The organism is Haladaptatus sp. W1 (assembly GCF_001723155.1).
Classification (GTDB): Archaea; Halobacteriota; Halobacteria; order Halobacteriales; family Haladaptataceae; genus Haladaptatus; species Haladaptatus paucihalophilus.
This window is the reverse complement of sequence record NZ_MEIH01000369.1, coordinates 1-16,578: the sequence shown is the minus strand read 5'-3', so window position 1 is coordinate 16,578 and position 16,578 is coordinate 1. Positions and strand designations below refer to the sequence as shown.

The following is a 16,578-nucleotide window of genomic DNA, read 5'->3' as shown; positions in this document are numbered from 1 at the left end:
GGAGAAGAGAAGTCTACTTCAGAGAGGTCGGAATGGTTCAGCGTCCCGAGGGCCTCTGGCGAAACCGTGCGGAGTGCGTCGACCTCAATACGTTTCGGTTGAACTGTTTCGGGGCAATGTCCGGCGGTAAGGTTCCGTTAGCAGTCAAGAAACCCTCCGCAGAGTGTCCCGCCGCGGTGAGTCGACGGTACAGCGCGGCTGCAGTCGCCTTGTATTGTTCCTCCTCGCTGGGACGATTAATGAGTCCAGGAGTGAACGTGCGGAGTAGCCAGCGCCACGCTCCGAGTATTCCGGACTTTTTGGCTGCCCACCTCAGGAGAGCAACTATTTGGAGCTTCTCAAGTAGCCGACGTATCGCGCCAAGAACGCTGCTGGTGAACAGGACGCTGACGGCGACAAGAGTTGAGGAAATGTCTCTCAGCGCGTCACCCAAAACTACACGCGCAGTTATCGGGTCGACTTCGCCACGGGGGACACTACGAACGCCGGAAGTGAAGTCGGCGGGAAACCTCGCCTCCTTCGCGTACTTGTCGGCAAACTTCGAGACGGCGACCCGTGACAGAAGTTCATCGGTCACGCGACGCGCTCGCTTCTGTCGTCGCGTCGCGTCGTGTTCGCATCTAGCTTCTACGAGGTGGCGGCGGGTTTGACCGAGGAACGCACGATCGTCGTTGTTTATCCCTGCGATTCCTTTTACGTGCCCAGCCAATGCGAGTTGATAGACACCCTCAACCAGCGCCGCTTCTCGGGGAAGCGTATCTAGCGGCGGACGTCGGTCGTCGTCGGCCATGATGGTGTCGGCTTTGAACGCGACAGTTTGTCGCAGTCCCTTGAACTCATTCGTCCGCTGCTCATCAACGTACACCTTTTCAACTAGACTCCGCACGACGCCGGCTACGTGGGGAGCGGTCGGATAGTCGCACACGAATTTCTCGAACTCGGAGCGTGCTCCGAGACGTATGCGCCAGGCCTGGTGACTGAGCGCGTCGACGACAAACAGGAGTTCGTCAGCCTCGCTTAGTTCCACGTCAGCGTCGATTTCGGTCGAAACGGCAACCGTGTCCTCATCGACGACGAACGAGCGGTCGGCGAACACCACGTCAAGGCGTTTGCCATCAGTGTGGACGCTTGAGAGCGTTTGGAGGAGATTTCGGAGCATGTCGTTTTCCCGTAACACCATTGTAATTGCCTCGAGTTCGTGTCTAAACAGGAGTTATGCGTACCCGTTCCCCTTCACTATTCTTCGCTCGTCGGCGAGCCAGGATTCGACTGCATCTTTTTCGACGGGAATCCCGGAGAGTCGGTCCTTCACTATTTGCATGGCCTGTTCCTGTGCGGCGCGATTATCGTCGTAAAACGGGCGGAGAACGGCGTCACGTGCTGCTTCGACCGCCGGATCGTCAAGACCCGCGTCGTGATACGCGAAGGCGGAACGCGCCCAAGAGAGAACCATCGCGGTGGGAACGCCGGCGTTTATCGCCAAACTGTTCTCGTCGCGGGCTTGCATGCGAATATCGTTCGCTGTCTTCACGATCTCGATGGCTAGCAGCCGCGATATAGGGGTTTGGTCAGAAACCAAATGTGCCTCTTTCTCGACATCGATCAGCCCGAGATAAGTGATCGAAAACTTGTTACCAAACCGCCGTCGCTCGGCCCTGTCGAGACGCTCTGTAACGTATTCCGGTCCTTCGTTGACCGTCGCGATCACGATTAGGTTCTGCGGGTCTCCCTGAACGGTTTCACCGCCTCGACTGTCGAGTTCCACGCATCCCCGGTCATCGAGGGCGCTGAACAGAACACCTTTGGCTTCGGGTCGGACCCGATTCACTTCGTCGAGCAGGAGAACAACCGGCCCCTCCCGACTCGCGAGCAACGCCCTGGTGAGCGGGCCGTCGTTCCACACCGTTTGATCATTGACAAGAGCTGGTGAACCGAGCAAATCGCCCTCATGAAGGCTGTACTTTCCCTGAATAGTAATGAGTGGGGCGTCCAAGCGCGAGGCCAAGTAGCGTGCGCAGTGTGTCTTACCGCATCCCGTCGGTCCACCGAGTAAGAACCGGGGAAGTTTCCCGGTTATCTTCCGCATGCGGATGTCCGCCTGCATGCGGTCGAGTTCGTCGTCGTTCTGGATGTACCTCGGAACGTCCGTCTGGTAGTACTCCTCGAAATCGTATTCTCTGTCCACAGGCATCCCCGTGATAACGTTGCGTTGCTCGTCCAACATGCTCTGTTAATACCGATTTCCTCTTCTCATCATAGATTCCATACGCTCGTAATTCGACACGGTGGTTCAATTGAATCGGCCTGATTTAAGTATTACCTATCTTTCCCAGGTCGCAGTCCCAGCTTGGAAAACATCCGTCTCAGCCACCTCTGAGCCGAATCGGGACGGAATTCGATGAGCTAATGCTCCAGTGCTATGACTTGGTCCCCTCAAATCAGATCTTATCACGTGGCGAACGCTGTGAAACCATTTGTACCGCCAATCTGTCGCTAAGCATGCTTTGAGATCTCCTAGTTACTTACTTCGTCTCCAGTTCGATCTTTCCTGCGTGAAGAGGGATATACTCAATCGAAAGTCATGCTCAATGCTAGTGGGGAGTGTCCTGACGAGTAGCAGAATGACGATTGACGATGATTCCCGCTGACACGACTCCAGGAAGAAGCTCAGATAAATGAGTTCTATGGAAAAGTCGCTCACAAAGTACCCTTCAGTCGTCGTCACTCGGTTGCGGACTCGGGGTTCCCTGACTCGCGCTACTCATCCAGCTATCAATGTGTTCGGCGACGTAATCCCGTCCACCCCAACCGAAGGCAACGCCGATGCCAATAGCGACAGCCGCGGCGAGACCCCACGAGAGGGCACGTGCGAACAGGTAGAGGATACTCACATCAATTCCCATCGTATCGAGACCGATGACGATGGCGGTGAAGTACAGGAACAATCGAGTCCCCGTGGCGGACCAATTGGTGTACGCGGGGTGTGTCGCCGCCCGAGTTCGCATAATTGCGTCGCCGATGAAGTCAGCCACGACGAATCCCAAGATGATGACCAGCAGGCCGGCAATCAGTGCCGGAAGGTACGATACTGCGGTGGCAACCCACGTCGAAAGCGTCGCAATCGCGAGCACGTTTGCTGCGGCGAGGATCGCCAGCGCGTAGACGAACCATGCGGCGAGTTTGCCGAACGCGCCCGATACTGCACGTTCCGTTCCACCAAACATCCGCCTGAGCGGCGTATCAAGCACCATTCGATCGAGTTCGATTCGATCCGCGATTCTGCGGACGACCGCCGCCACGGCACGACCAATAATCCAACCAATGAGTAGGATGATGAGCGCACCGACGAGACGCGGAAGCAATGGAATAAAGCCCGAGATAGGGTCTCGAAGCCATCCCGGAAGTCCACCGACTTGTAAGACCAGGCTAGTGAAGATGTCGTTGTGTGTCATTGTTTGTTTCCCTCCACGCAATCACGTGGTTCACCAAAGAGTTGGACTTCATCGGTCCAAATACGATCCAATTCTTTTCTGTACGACGACCAGAGGAGTAACTGGACGACCAAACTTCTATACCGAGTAAACAAGCGTGATATGGGTATCTAAACCCAATTTTAATTACACAATTAGATAGCCAAAAAACTGATTCAAGCGGGAGGAATAGAACAAATTGTCGGGCTTCACTCCATGGGTGTGATTGAAATGGTTAGCTCCCTCCCGACAACCGTGAGAAGCGTTCCTGTGCGCCCAATAGCTCCTCACGGTTTTTCGATACTGACATCCTCTATGCCGAGTGAAATCGCGGAGGAACTCGGGGTTATATTAGACGGTGCATGAGGTTGTGAATAGGCCTGCAGACGTTGGTGTGATTCGCAAAAAGAAGCACGACTGAAGAGTCAATCATGCAAACCCAAGAGGAGATACCCAAGAAGAGAAACAACGCTATCACGGGATACTACTAAAGTCGTTTCTCTCTACTGGTAATGGATTTATCTCTGGAAAGCGATACAGCACCTATATTGCTACAAATGTCGACATCCTTGAAAAACATAACACTGACCTGCTTGAGGGGCTCCGCGAAATTGTGTGTCCAAATACGACTGAGGACGAACCATGAGTACCCCGTGCCCGTGTATCGAGGCTATCAAAGAAACGCGGTGGTTCCAACCACTCGCGTTTATCGGGGCAACGGGATGGTTCCTCAGTAGGGTCGCCGATTTTAAATTGGTTGCATAAATCACGAACGCTCGAATATTTGGACTCAAGATTTGATCGTGTCCTATTCACGTCACTATTAGAAAGGACTCACATCCAGGGAGGACAAGATTCCTATGACACTCGCGGTTTGCAGATGGCCACTATCAGGGAGTTCCCACGTATTTGTGCCGTTCATAGAGATAAACGAATGGGAGCACGAGTGTAAGTGGGGGAGCAATCATCAGATAATACCAACCAGACGGAGTCCAGTCCGAGACGGCCGTCACATACTGCTTATCGAAATACACAATGAGTGGTGAGAGGAATGCCAAGATCCAGGCCAACAGTCCAAATGGAGCGACAGTCAATGAGGTGTAGACATCTGGTGGAAAAGCAGCACCGAGGAGAGCAATAATGGGGACCAATACTGCAAGTACAGCGATCAATATCCACCACTTGTCGCTGGGAGTGTGTTCAGACGTCGAAACAATTGTTTCGCTCATTATTCTAATGTACGTTTCGACTACTCATCAACTTATGCACTTTCACGAGTAGCAATCGAAGTCAACGTATCATCAGTGAGAGTATCCCAGTAGAAGTTTCGATAGAATTAGGCAATATCGAAGGTTAGAATCTATTTTACAGAAATAGCTTTCCGTATTCAAGACAGTAGAAGTAGTATGTCTACGCCAGATTCCACATCCGAGGAAACGACGATATTCCCGAACCAACGGTGGAATCTGGCGCTTGCAGCCATGTTCACCCTTCTGGGCGTCTACTTCATACTCTCTCCACAGATGGGTGCTGGATCATCTACGGCTGGTGTCCCACTCCTATTATTCGGTGTATTTGGATTCATCGTCTCCTTTATGAGATACGTCCGTCACTAGCTGATATTGAAACTAAACATGAATCGTCATGTAGCCAAGTACTACATGCTGGAAACCTTCATTAGTTCCGAAGCCACCTCTTAATCCATGGGAAAGTTAGTAGCCATAACGACTGATAACAAGGAGATAGAATGTCACGAAATAAGAGAAGGAGACAATGGTTTACAACTTCGTAACGAGGAAAAGGATCTTGTTGGATATATTCCCTACGATCGTCTCTGCTATGTAGAAACGACGTAAGTGAATCTCTGAGCAATTCCCGAAGGATAGTGCTGTGTTTGCCGGATATCTGCTCTACTCTCTATCCACCACCCCAACGTTGAGTCGATCCATGAGACAGGTTGGTATTTAACCTCTTATCGCGTATTTTTCCACATGAAATCCTCTCGGAGACAGTTCCTCGCTACCAGTGCCGCTGGTATTGGAGCAGTCTTCGCAGGGTATCTATCGAAGTCCCTCGGGTATCTGGCTACAAAAATGGAACACTCCATACTGATCACTCGATTCAAACCGACCGGATCACAGCCGCTTGGCCACGATACCGATATGATGCAGGCAACACCGCATGGAACGCCGATAGTCAGCCCTCACGACAACAGCCGCTTCATGCATGGCAATACAAACTCTGTTCGAACACGGTTACCGCTCCGGTTGTGGCTAACAACCGGATTTTCGTTGGTACTCCTAGTGGCCTTCTCGCTCTTCATGCTGTGACAGGGAAACGCCAGTGGCAATCGGATGAGGGGCCGATGAAGAGTCCACCAACAGTTGCGAACGGAACAGTGTATGTTGTGTCCACATCGCTTCAAGCATTTGATGCAGTAACGGGAAAACGCCAGTGGAAATTCGATCTCAAAACCGATTCTCCGATTGCGACATCGCCTGTCATCGTGACTGGGCTCGTCTACGCCGGAGGAACAGCCCAGACACCATTGTATGCGCTTGATGCCACGGACGGAACCCTCGTTTGGAAACATGACGTGACTTCTCCGCGCCCATCAGCACCTGCAGTCCTCGACGAACCCGTCTATGCCATTGATGGAAATCGACTGCTCGCGCTCGACGCAGCGACTGGTACTCGTCAATGGGACGCATTTGTTGATGAGGAAACGCAGTTCATTCCGACGGTTACTGACCGACGAGCATATGTTGGAGCTGCACACGGCATTGTTGGCTTTGACATCGCTCGACAGTCTCGTCTCTGGGAGACTACCGTCACAAGCACGCAGCTTGCGGTTGATGACTCATTGTTCTATGTTCCTGTTGAGAAGACGCTCTGGGCGTTTGAGAAGGACACAGGGTATCTCGCATGGAATCGTGACGTTCTCCCCGGTGACGCCTCTTCAGGAACGTTCACGACGTGTATCGGCGGTGGGGAGACGATCTTCTGTGGGAGTTCGCACGGGAATATTGTTGCACTGGATGTCGAATCAGCCGGGAAATCGAATGCTGTAAAATGGCGGTTCGATCTCTCGTCAGAAGATGGCGGTGGTGCAATCGTGGATCTTGCGGTGACAAAGAACGTGTTGTACGCAACGACAGTGAGAGGCGAGATCCACGCATTGGTCGTGTGAGACGACCTGCTATGAGACTCCGAGATTCATACGGTACTCTTGGTGCCTAAGTATTCTTGGAAGCTGTGTTCTCTCTTTATTTTTAGATCACCACAAAGCATTTAGCTACCCGTGAAGGATGGTAGCATGTAGCGAGGATGCTTTGACATCACCGGATCTGGCGCCATCACCTTGATCCATCCCTCGCTCCACTCCGTTCCTCCCGTTACTTCTGTCCGAAATAGAGTCACAATGAGCGAGATCGTTGGCTCATCGATGGGAAAGTGCGTCTTTTTGAAGTACCAACTCTCCTGGCTTCTCCCATGGGTTTTGGACTGCATGGAGGCGGCGTTTTGAGGACCAGTTGTGGTTAGAATGAGCTACTAACCAGAGCATCTCTACTCCAAAACAAAAGCGATGCTAACGGTTCAAGTAGAAAAGAACTGCTCATGAGGATCTTTCTCGCCTCTATTGCTTGTCGTGAGAACCATTTACAGGAAAATTGGTTAGTGACCATCTTCAGTCCTAACACTCAGTTTTCCGAGTTTGTAGAAAAGACGGTTTGGAAACTCGTCATGCCGTGGATCGAAATCGTGTGAGCCACGGGTCGAGCCTGGTAGCGAGAAGCGCACCGACGGCCGCACCCAGGATATCCGCCGCCCAGTCAAAGATCGAGAGGTCGCGGCCGACAAATCCTTGGATAATCTCAACCCCACCACCATAGAGGGAAGCAGCAACGATGCTAAGGACGACCGCTGTGACCCACCGGTCTTGTGGAACGAGAGCGAAGGTGACTGCTCCGGCGAGACAGCAATACGCGAATGTCTGTGCGTATTTGTCTCCCGATGGGCCCAAAAGGACCAAGCATGGCTTCCCCCGGCCCGCGTGGGGCGACAGACACTAAGAGGATGACGACAGCGATAACAACTGTTGGCAGCCAGCGAACCCGATAGCGCATACTCTATTTGTTATTAGGAGATGTGATATTTCTTGGTGATGAAATATGTACAGATGAGATTCTCGTGAAAAACACTGACCATACGCGATAATATCAAGAACTTGATATTATCGCCTACTAACTCGTTAGAGACCAAAAATCCGAGTAAGAGCAATAGAAGCGAACCGACGTGTTCGTCCACTTCGGCCACTCGCCGATGAAGAACACGGACAAGGTCATCTACGTCCCCCTGTTCTCCAACGTCGATGTGTTTCCCATCATGGAGCAGTCCTTGGAGGAACTCGAAGTCGGCGACGTCGGCCTCGTGACGACCGCCCAGCACATGAACCACTTCGAGAAGATGCGCGAGTGGTTGGAAGAGCGCGGGTTCGACGTTCACACCCGACGCGGCGACGACCGACTGACTCACGAGGGGCAGGTCTTGGGATGTAACTACGCTTCGGCGGACATCGACGCCGACCAAGTGCTCTACGTCGGCGGCGGGAAGTTCCACCCGCTCGGCTTGGCGATGGAACACCCCGACAAGACCGTCGTCATCGCCGACCCCGTGAACAACGTCGTCACCGTGGCGGACACCGAAAAGTTCCTCAAACAGCGCTACGGCGCGGTCCACCGCGCGATGGACGCCGAGAAATGGGGCGTCATCTTCTGCACCAAAATCGGGCAGGGCCGCTGGGACGTCGCACAGGACATCCTCGACGAAAACGAAAACGCCTACCTCATCACGATGGACGAGGTGACGCCCGACCGACTGCGAAACTTCGACATGGACGCCTTCGTCAACACCGGCTGTCCGCGCATCACCACCGACGACGGCCCGCGGTTCCACAAACCCATGCTCACGCCCGGCGAGTACGAAATCGCCGTCGGCAACGAGCCGCTCGACTCCCTCGAATTCGACACCTTCCACGGCACGTGGTAGGAAAATTTTTGTAGCTATCGTTTCCTTTCTCTATCATGTCCCTCGCTCGGATAGCCCTCTCTCCCGCAGACGAGTTCTCCTCGCCGGAGGGTCGGTCCTCGGTCTCGGTTCGGCTTCATTCGTCGCCAATACCATGCCCGCGCCGGTCGTGGACGCGCGGACGAAACACGTCGGAATCCCGTCCGTCCCGCCGCGAATCGAGATTCCCGCGAGTCACGTCCGAGTCGCAAAGGCACACGCACAGCGGATAACCGACGAGGCGAAAAAGGAGTGGAAACGGGCCGACAAATCCGCGTTGAAGGAGTTCGACCGGGACTATCTGAACGATTTACCGGACCAATCACGAGCCACGATAGACGACATTCAGGATGGTTCCGGAACGCCACAAACCCTCGAACGGTGCCAATGGGCGGCGAGCACCGCGGCCAAAACGCTCGGAACGGCACAGTATCTGAACGACGAGTATACGGAGGAAAATCCGAAACAGTCACAGACGAAACTCGAACGCGAAATCGACTCGTTTCGAACGAACATCGAGTACGAATGTGACGACCCGAACGACTTCCTCGTTCACGTCGGACGGGTCGAACGACACACACAGCAGGCCGCGTCCTTCCTCGACCTCGCTTCGCCGCCCGAAGACGCTATGGAGGCGGGAAAATCGCTCAGTGATATCGAATCGGCACGACGGGATTTTGACGACGGCAGACGCCTCTACGAGCGGTATCGTGGCGGTCTGAAGGATCCGAACCCGTTCGGAGACACACTCGCACGGAATCAAACGCATCTCGAACAGCAGGCGGAGGAACTTCGCTCGAAGGGGGACGACAATGCGGACGACGACCTGCCGAAAAGCCCGTATCGGCGACTGCGGGGTCGCATTTACACGCACGGATGGTTCTACGGCCGAAGTACCCTCTGGGACGCAAAGCGGTACCGGGAAGGCGGATACGAAGTGCTTTCGGCCACGACGACCGCCGACGCACTCCAGCACTTTCTCGCGTGGCGGGACGCGAAACGACGTGTCGATATTTCAAAAAATGCGGACGAAATCGGTTCGAAACGCGTCTTCCGAGCGAAGAAACTGGCGGTGTCCGAACTCCGCACCGCGCTATCGAAAACCGACGACGGGTCGTTCGCTCGCATCCTTCTCGATACAGCACACGGTCTCATCGATTCGGGCGACAGCACGGTCGATGACGAGGATTTCCCCCACGCCGAAGCCTACGGCCGGTATCTGCTCGGGTGGGCGTATTCGAAGCACGCTGCGAACACCGCCGAACGGCTCATTCGGCGGTAAATTCACGAGAGCCAGTCAACGCTTACGTTGGCTGGCTCTCGTTCGTTCCTCCGTCACTCACGAGAACCGCGAAAAAGCTCCGCTTTTTCTGGCATTCGCTCGTTTCACTCACGAAAACTCCGTCGGAACGAGTTCCGACGTGCTCCAGTTCGTTCCACTCACGAGAACTCCCCAACAACGTCAGCCATACACCCATCGCCGGGTTCGTGGTACGAGAAGTGGTCGGGGACGTAATCGACGTTGTGGTCCTCGTAGTTCGCGGGCGGCGTCCCCTCACAGCCCTCCTCGCCGACGGCGGCGTCGAATTCGCCGGTCGAGTACGCCCAGTTGAGCACGTTGTCGTCCGATTTCCAGAAATTGTCGAACTGTTCGACGACGTTGGCGATGGCGGGACCGTATTCGCCATCGACCGCCACGGCATCGTTGTCGGCGGCACCGCCGAGCAGGGTAGCCGACGCGACGTAATCGCGGTAGCCGAGCGAGTCCAACGCTTTGATGGTCGCCGGAACGACCCGCCCGCCGAGCGAGTGGCCGATGAGGCGCACGTCGGCACCGGTTCGGGCGCGGTAGTCGGTGATGAAGTTGGCCAGTTTCGCGCCGTTTCGCTCCGCGATGTCCGTCGCGGGCCACCACTGGTCGAGGCGGGTGTCCGAGTCGTAGCTGAACCCGATAATGGGGTGGGTGTAACCATTGTTCCGAAGCGATGTCTTGACCGTCTCGAAGTGGTCCGGAGCCTCGTCCGATGCGACCAACCATCCGTGGACCGAGATGACCACCTCGTCGGGAGTCGCGCTTCCGTGGCCGGGGATGTCTCCTACGGTGTCGTAATCCCACTTCGTGTGCCCGTCCGTTAACTCCTCCTCGTACAGCCAGTTGATGTTGAAGTGACCGCGCGTCGTCGCACGGGGGAAGTCCGCCGGGCCGGTGATGTCTCCGTCGTCGCCCTCGAACCCGGCGACGCTTCCAGTGAACCCGGCCAACCCGACCGCCGCGGTGGCGGTCCCTTTCAGCATCGTTCGACGGCTCATTCCGGTCCGATCGTTTGTATCGTTCGTGTCGCGTGGCATGAATACACATACCTAATCGGCGAATTTAATTCTATCGTAAATATTATTATATTTTATCGAGGAGAGGAGCTCACTTTCTCGGCTTCGCGTTCTCACCCGTCTACTGGTGTGATTCTGTATGTCTCGCCCTCGTACTCGATGACCCCCGTGTCGGTGGAGAACGGGCCGGTCTGTTCAGTGTCGAGACGAACCCTTTCGACGCCCGATTCGAACGACGCGAGGAGGTTGCGAAGCGCGGGGAGACGGACGGCCTCCTCGGGCAGCACGCGCCGCGGGTTCTCCGCATCCGACTCGTCGATGCGCGTGGCGACGAACGTTTCCCCGCCGTCTCCCTGCCGGACGCGTTTCTCGTCGCCGTTCCGCCCGACCACTTCGAGGTCGGCGGTCGGCGCGAGTTCGAGGTCGTCGCCGTTCAGTTCGAGCCGGGCGGCGACGCCGATTGCGTTCTCGTAGCCTCCCTTTTGGAACCACCCGTCGATACCGAAGGCGTAGGTGCCGCCGCCGAGTCCCACGAGCGCGATGTCGTCGGTTCCCTGTGAACGGGCGCTCGCGGCATCGAGGTCGGAGTTGTCGATGGTGAGAGTCCACGTGTGCGAATCGCCCGATTCGAGCATCATCGCGGGTTCGGGGACGATTTGGGGCGCGATGTGGAACCACTCGCCGTCCACGCGCTTCCATACTGACCACCCGTAGTAGTTCGTCGTGAACGTCGCACCCGTCTCGTTTCGGAGGGTGAACGAAACCGTCGCTTTCGGCAGGGTCGCGCTCGTTTTCGACGGTACCATCTGCAACGTCGTCCCGTCGTCGGCGTCCACGGAGCAGACGACCCGGGAATCGCCGAACGACGGACAGTGGTTTTCGGCCGGGATTTCGAGAGTCGGCAACGCGGGCGTTCCAGTGAGGGTGTTCGGCCGCTCGGTCGTCGTTCCGTTCGTCGCGTTCGACGCGCCGGGGTCCGACCCGCCGGGTGTCGATTCGGAGAGACATCCGGCGAGGAGGACGGACCCGACGCACGCGAGGGCACGTCGTCGGTTCATGGCATCACATCTCCCCCCTCTCAGTAAGTACTTTCAGGTGACTGAAACGGTCGTTTGACCCATCCTCGATTACTACCAGACATACACAAACCTTTTTGTATTCCCAGTAGGTATTGTGTGGTAGCCATGAGCGCCACTCGTCCCTCGACCATCGAAACCGCCATCGAACGATGCCGACCCGCGGACAAGACCCCCGTAACGCTCGACGCGGCCGCGCTTCCGTCCGGACGCAACGACCTGCGCGACCTCCAAGCCGAACTCGCCGCGAAGGAGTTCGTTCCCGCCGAAGTGACGGTGGATGCCTGCTTCGACGCCGACTGTTCGTTCGCCACGCAGGACGAAGCGGACCGCATCCGCGAGTACATTCGAACCGCTTCGTTCCTCGGCGCGGGAACCGTCACCGTCGAGTTCGACACCGTAGCAGACGAATCGAAGGTCCGTCCGTCCCTTGCCGCGCTGAAGGAGCGCGCCCGCCGCGAGGGCGTCACGCTCGAACTGGACGGCCCGCTGGCACTGTAACTCGACCCTCGAATTCCGAATCCTGCTTCTTACGTCACCCCGCCGCGTTCGCCCGACCATGGGGAAACGCGCGCTGGAACGACGCCTCTCCGCCGTCACCGAGTTCGAGGACCCGCGGGTCGAGTTGGAACAGTACCCGACACCGGCGGACCTCGCGGCCCACCTCGTCCACCTCGCCGACGTGCACGGCGACATCGCGGGCGAAACCGTCGTCGACCTCGGAACGGGCACCGGCATGCTCGCCATCGGCGCGGCGACGCGCTCGCCCGTCCGCGTCGTCGGACTCGACCGCGACCCGGCGGCGTTGCGCCAAGCGACGGAGAACGAACGTCGGGTGGAACCTGCCCGTTCCATCGACTGGATGCTCGGCGACGCGACTGACGCACCGCTGTGTCCCGACGACCCCGTGACCGTCCTGATGAACCCGCCGTTCGGGGCACAACGGGGCAACGAACACGCGGACAGGGAGTTTCTCGAAACGACCGCCGCCGTCGCCGACGTGTCCTACTCGATTCACAACGAGGGGAGCATGGCGTTCGTCGAGTCGTTCGCTGCCGACGCGGACGCCGCGGTGACGCACGCCTTCCGCGCCGAGCTACCGCTCTCGCGGCAGTTCGAGTTTCAACGAAACGAGCGGACGGTTCTCGACGCCGAGGTCTTCAGAATCGAGTGGCGATAGTTTCCGTATCGGTGACGCTAGTTTCGGTACTGTTCCTTCGCGGCGACTTGAACCCGCGTGTCGTTGATGGACGCCATGATGCGGCGTTTCTCGCGGGTGAACCGGATGCCGTCCACCGTGACCGTCGCGTTCCGCGTCGGCATCGGCGCGGTGCCGACGGTGGTGTTGTTCCGCGAGAGTCGAAGTGCGAACCGTCCCTTTTGCGCGACGATGGAGACGTTGTTCCCGGCGAGGACGGGACTCGCGCTCGCCGGTCCCGACGAGAAGGCGCGGTTCCACTGACCGTCCGGTGGGCGAAGCCACACCTGATACGCCGTCCCGCCGCCGGTGGCGCTCCAGCCGGTGCGCTTTATCCGCACCGCCTTCGACCAGCCGACGCCGCCGACCCTAACCGTCGCTCCGCCGGAGTACGCGAGTTGTCCCTTCGACACCTCCCGCGACCATATCTCCCGGTCCGGGTTGACGACGATGACGCCGCTCGTGTTCACTTGCGTCGTCTCGCCGCCGACCGACACGTCCACGACGGACACCTTGCGGTTCGGCACGTCCTCCGCGTACGTCACCGTGTATCCCCGCACCGACACGCCGGAGAGCGCGTTCTGTCCGCCGTGTTGAACCGACGTGAGGTTGATGGGCACGGCGACACCCGCCATGGCGATGAGCGGAATCAACAGCAGAACCGCCCCTACCTGTCGAGCCTTCGGGGAGAACGCGTTTCGGTCGGTCGTGCGGACGGCGAGCGCGACCAGCGTCGCCAGCGCGAGCACGAAGATGACGCCGAGGCCGCGAAAGAGGACGAACGTCTCCATCCCGCGGTACCACCACAACGCCCACAGCGACGACGAGACGAGGACGATGACGCCGCCCGCCCACGTCCTGAACGCGCTCGGTTGGACGTCACGCGTTCGGAGGAGGTAGACGCCCGCGACCGCGCCGAGGAAAAAGCCCAACGTGTGGCCCTGCACGGCGATGCCGAACCACCACGGGCGCGAGAAGTGCGTCGTCGCTTCGCCGATGGTTTGGGGACTCCGAAACGCCACGTACAGCGTCTGAATCACGTCTTGAGCGGAGAGAGCGACGACTGTCCCGAGCGGATAGCGGACGAGGGCGAACCCGGCGAAGGCGAAGAAGACGCCGGAAAACCCGATGACCGGTCCCCACGAAAACAGGCCCGTACAGAGCGCGATGACGACGACGCCGAGGGGAAACAACACGAACGCCCTCACCCACGGGTTCGTTCGCCACGAGGAAAACGAGGTTTCGCCCCGCTCCAGGGGGTAGTGTCCGAAGTAGTACTCCGCCAACGGCGCGACGGCGAGCGTGCTGGTCATGTTGCCGAGGAGGTGGCTGGGGCCGACGTGCGAGAACGGCCCGGCGAGCATGCCGAGCGGGTAAAGGTACGACCACGACGCGAACGCCACCGTTACGGGGTTGTACCAGTGGTTCCAGCCGTCCTGTACGAACAGGTAGACTCCGACGACGCCGGTGACGCAGACGAGCGTTCCCCACGGGACGCCGAACAACAACCGCCTCCGGAGGACCGTTCCCCACCGTCCACGCGGACGGTCCAATCCCCAGACGATGAGCGCGGATACCAACAGGCCGAGCGACATACCGAGTTGCATCGGCCACCCGTCGAGCGGCGACACCATACCCGGAGTGTGTGACCCCGATACCATAAAACGAACACGTCTCGATTTACCGACCCTCGCGTCGAAGACCCGGAGAAAACGTTAGGTGGATTCGTGTGAACGAATAGGCATGACAGCCACGCCGACGGAAGGCGAGACGAGGACCTTCTCGCGGACGTTCACGGCCGCGGACGTCGCTTCGTTCGCCGACCTCTCGGGCGACCGCGGGAGCCACCACGTCGAGGAGGAAGAACCGATGGTACACGGCCTGTTGACGGCGACACTCCCCACGAAAATCGGCGGCGACATGGATTTCGTAGCCCGGACGATGAGCTTCGAATTCCGCCGCCCGGTGTACGTCGGCGAGGAGATAACGTGTGAAACCACGGTCGAGAGCGTCACCACGCGCCCCGAGCGTCACGAGATGGTGGTCTCGTTTTCCTGTACGAACGAGTCGGATGCGGTCGTCCTCGCCGGTGATATCGACGGTGTGATATTTCGGGAGTCGGCCGACGATTAGAAATCGGGCAGGTCGTCGGGCGCGTCGAACTCCGCTTCCCAGTCCACGTAGTCCGCTTCGAGTACGTCACAGACCACCTGTCCGAGTTCGGTTAGGGAGGCGTTGATGGACGAGACGGCGTTCCACGAGTCGATGTCCGGGTGGATATCCCTGACCTTCCAGTCCTCGGGGATGCCCGGCGCGTGGTAGCCCACGCGGTCCGCGAAGTCGTCCCAGAAGAAGTCGAACTCGGCGAACAGGTCCAGATCGACCGCGGTTTCGAACTCGCGTTCGTCCAACTCCGTGTCCTCGGCCCACCGGTCGAACGACTCCTCCCACGCGCCCTCGTGGAGGAACGCTTCCAGTTCGTCGCGGTGGTAGTCGTTCTCCGCCGCCACCGACACGTCGTCGTACTCCTGCACATCCGCCTCCGGACGAAGCGTCGGCAGGTCCGGGGTTGGCACGTCGAGTCCCATAGCCCCGGATAGAACGGGATGTCGGATAAGCGTTCCTTCGACCGTCGAGGGCCGGACGCCGCCACCGCCGCGTTAGGCGAGGATTTCGACACGACGGATTCGCCAGAAACGGGAGTTACCGGCCTCGAAAACCGCCATTATGCGGATGGACGGTGTGGGCGCTTTATCCTCGTGGTAGCCGACGATGCCACTGGAATGAGGGAAACAACACGCACACTCGGAGTCGGATTGGTCGCACTGTTGGTCACACTCAGCGTCGGCTTCGCCGGCATGGGGGCGATGGCCGAAGGAAATCAGAGCGGTGACGCACAGGTCCGCATCGCGCACATGTCGCCCGATGCGCCGCCGGTTGACGTCCTCGTAGACAACGAGACGGTAGTCTCCAACCTGTCCTACGGGAACGTCACCGACTATACCAACCTGTCGGCAGGGGAACACAACGTCACGATTACGGCCGCTGACGACCCGAGCACGGTCGTCTTCTCGGACAACGTGACGTTCGACGCCGACACGAACTACACCGTCGCGGCGACCGGCCTGATTTCCGGAAGCGGCGACACCGCCTTCGAACCGGTCGTCTACGAGGACAACTTCACCGCGCCCGACCAGGGCAACGCCTCGGTGCGCCTCGTTCACGTCTCGCCCGACGCGGGACCGGTGGACGTGACGGTCGCGGAGACCAACACCACGCTGTTCGATAACGTCTCGTTCCGCAACGCGACCGCGTACAAGCAGGTCCCGGCGGGCGACTACACGCTCGAAGTTCGCCCCGCGACGGCGAACGATTCCGGCGAGGTGCTGAAGACGTTCAACGTGTCGCTCTCCGACCGCACCGTCTACTCGGCGTTCGC

General features: G+C 58.1%; 16 protein-coding genes and 2 pseudogenes. 9 read left to right on the top strand and 9 right to left on the bottom strand.

Annotated features, from left to right (window positions below; genetic code table 11):
- Window positions 1-37: 37 nt before the first annotated feature.
- From BG842_RS21920 to BG842_RS21905, 4 genes are all read right to left on the bottom strand, one after another.
- Window positions 38-1,180, bottom strand: a complete 1,143-nt coding sequence (locus BG842_RS21920; protein ID WP_069452450.1) for a hypothetical protein — start codon at window positions 1,178-1,180, stop codon at window positions 38-40.
- 33 nt (window positions 1,181-1,213) lie between these two features.
- Window positions 1,214-2,224 (bottom strand): AAA family ATPase, encoded by a 1,011-nt coding sequence (locus BG842_RS21915; protein WP_069452449.1) that lies wholly within the window; start codon window positions 2,222-2,224, stop codon window positions 1,214-1,216.
- A gap of 487 nt (window positions 2,225-2,711) precedes the next feature.
- On the bottom strand, window positions 2,712-3,452 hold the full coding sequence (locus BG842_RS21910) for a hypothetical protein (protein WP_069452448.1): 741 nt from the start codon (window positions 3,450-3,452) through the stop codon (window positions 2,712-2,714).
- A 908-nt stretch (window positions 3,453-4,360) separates the two neighbouring features.
- The gene (locus tag BG842_RS21905; protein ID WP_069452447.1) at window positions 4,361-4,699 is read right to left on the bottom strand and encodes a hypothetical protein; all 339 of its coding nucleotides are present in this window, start codon (window positions 4,697-4,699) and stop codon (window positions 4,361-4,363) included.
- 177 nt (window positions 4,700-4,876) lie between these two features.
- On the opposite strand from BG842_RS21905, the gene BG842_RS29245 reads away from it, so the two are divergent.
- From BG842_RS29245 to BG842_RS21900, 3 genes and pseudogenes are all read left to right on the top strand, one after another.
- On the top strand, window positions 4,877-5,086 hold the full coding sequence (locus tag BG842_RS29245; RefSeq protein WP_139136230.1) for a hypothetical protein: 210 nt from the start codon (window positions 4,877-4,879) through the stop codon (window positions 5,084-5,086).
- 375 nt (window positions 5,087-5,461) lie between these two features.
- Window positions 5,462-5,527 (top strand): annotated as a pseudogene (locus BG842_RS33305) (twin-arginine translocation signal domain-containing protein); the annotation flags it as partial.
- A 5-nt stretch (window positions 5,528-5,532) separates the two neighbouring features.
- Window positions 5,533-6,660, top strand: a complete 1,128-nt coding sequence (locus BG842_RS21900; RefSeq protein WP_394327494.1) for a PQQ-binding-like beta-propeller repeat protein — start codon at window positions 5,533-5,535, stop codon at window positions 6,658-6,660.
- Between the two features lie 552 nt (window positions 6,661-7,212).
- Here BG842_RS21900 and BG842_RS28175 read toward each other — a convergent pair.
- Window positions 7,213-7,494 (bottom strand): VanZ family protein, encoded by a 282-nt coding sequence (locus BG842_RS28175; protein ID WP_254663390.1) that lies wholly within the window; start codon window positions 7,492-7,494, stop codon window positions 7,213-7,215.
- Between the two features lie 260 nt (window positions 7,495-7,754).
- Here BG842_RS28175 and dph2 point away from each other — a divergent pair.
- Window positions 7,755-8,519: pseudogene (gene dph2 / locus BG842_RS21895) on the top strand (diphthamide biosynthesis enzyme Dph2); the annotation flags it as partial.
- Window positions 8,520-8,652: 133 nt separating this feature from the next.
- Window positions 8,653-9,819, top strand: a complete 1,167-nt coding sequence (locus tag BG842_RS21890) for a hypothetical protein (RefSeq protein WP_069452445.1) — start codon at window positions 8,653-8,655, stop codon at window positions 9,817-9,819.
- 158 nt (window positions 9,820-9,977) lie between these two features.
- On the opposite strand, the gene BG842_RS21885 is transcribed toward BG842_RS21890, so the two are convergent.
- Both BG842_RS21885 and BG842_RS21880 read right to left on the bottom strand, forming a co-directional pair.
- Entirely contained in the window at window positions 9,978-10,886 is a 909-nt protein-coding gene (locus tag BG842_RS21885; RefSeq protein ID WP_069452444.1) for a triacylglycerol lipase, read from the bottom strand.
- Window positions 10,887-10,978: 92 nt separating this feature from the next.
- A complete protein-coding gene (locus BG842_RS21880; RefSeq protein WP_069452443.1) occupies window positions 10,979-11,923 on the bottom strand; it encodes a hypothetical protein in 945 nt (314 codons plus the stop codon).
- A gap of 126 nt (window positions 11,924-12,049) precedes the next feature.
- Between BG842_RS21880 and BG842_RS21875 the strand changes: the two genes are divergently transcribed.
- Both BG842_RS21875 and BG842_RS21870 read left to right on the top strand, forming a co-directional pair.
- Window positions 12,050-12,442, top strand: a complete 393-nt coding sequence (locus BG842_RS21875; RefSeq protein ID WP_069452442.1) for a hypothetical protein — start codon at window positions 12,050-12,052, stop codon at window positions 12,440-12,442.
- A gap of 58 nt (window positions 12,443-12,500) precedes the next feature.
- Window positions 12,501-13,121, top strand: coding sequence for an METTL5 family protein (locus BG842_RS21870; protein WP_069452441.1), 621 nt, complete (start codon window positions 12,501-12,503; stop codon window positions 13,119-13,121).
- Between the two features lie 17 nt (window positions 13,122-13,138).
- Here the strand turns inward: BG842_RS21870 and BG842_RS21865 are convergent, their stop codons facing one another.
- Window positions 13,139-14,773, bottom strand: a complete 1,635-nt coding sequence (locus BG842_RS21865; protein ID WP_069452440.1) for a rhomboid family intramembrane serine protease — start codon at window positions 14,771-14,773, stop codon at window positions 13,139-13,141.
- A 109-nt stretch (window positions 14,774-14,882) separates the two neighbouring features.
- Here BG842_RS21865 and BG842_RS21860 point away from each other — a divergent pair, with 109 nt between their 5' ends.
- Window positions 14,883-15,272 (top strand): MaoC/PaaZ C-terminal domain-containing protein, encoded by a 390-nt coding sequence (locus BG842_RS21860; protein WP_069452439.1) that lies wholly within the window; start codon window positions 14,883-14,885, stop codon window positions 15,270-15,272.
- Here BG842_RS21860 and BG842_RS21855 read toward each other — a convergent pair.
- Window positions 15,269-15,727 (bottom strand): hypothetical protein, encoded by a 459-nt coding sequence (locus BG842_RS21855; protein WP_069452438.1) that lies wholly within the window; start codon window positions 15,725-15,727, stop codon window positions 15,269-15,271. The genes BG842_RS21860 and BG842_RS21855 overlap by 4 nt on opposite strands.
- An 18-nt stretch (window positions 15,728-15,745) precedes the next feature.
- Here BG842_RS21855 and BG842_RS21850 point away from each other — a divergent pair.
- Window positions 15,746-16,578 (top strand): DUF4397 domain-containing protein (locus tag BG842_RS21850; protein WP_254663384.1); only part of this gene is annotated, 833 nt, incomplete at its 3' end.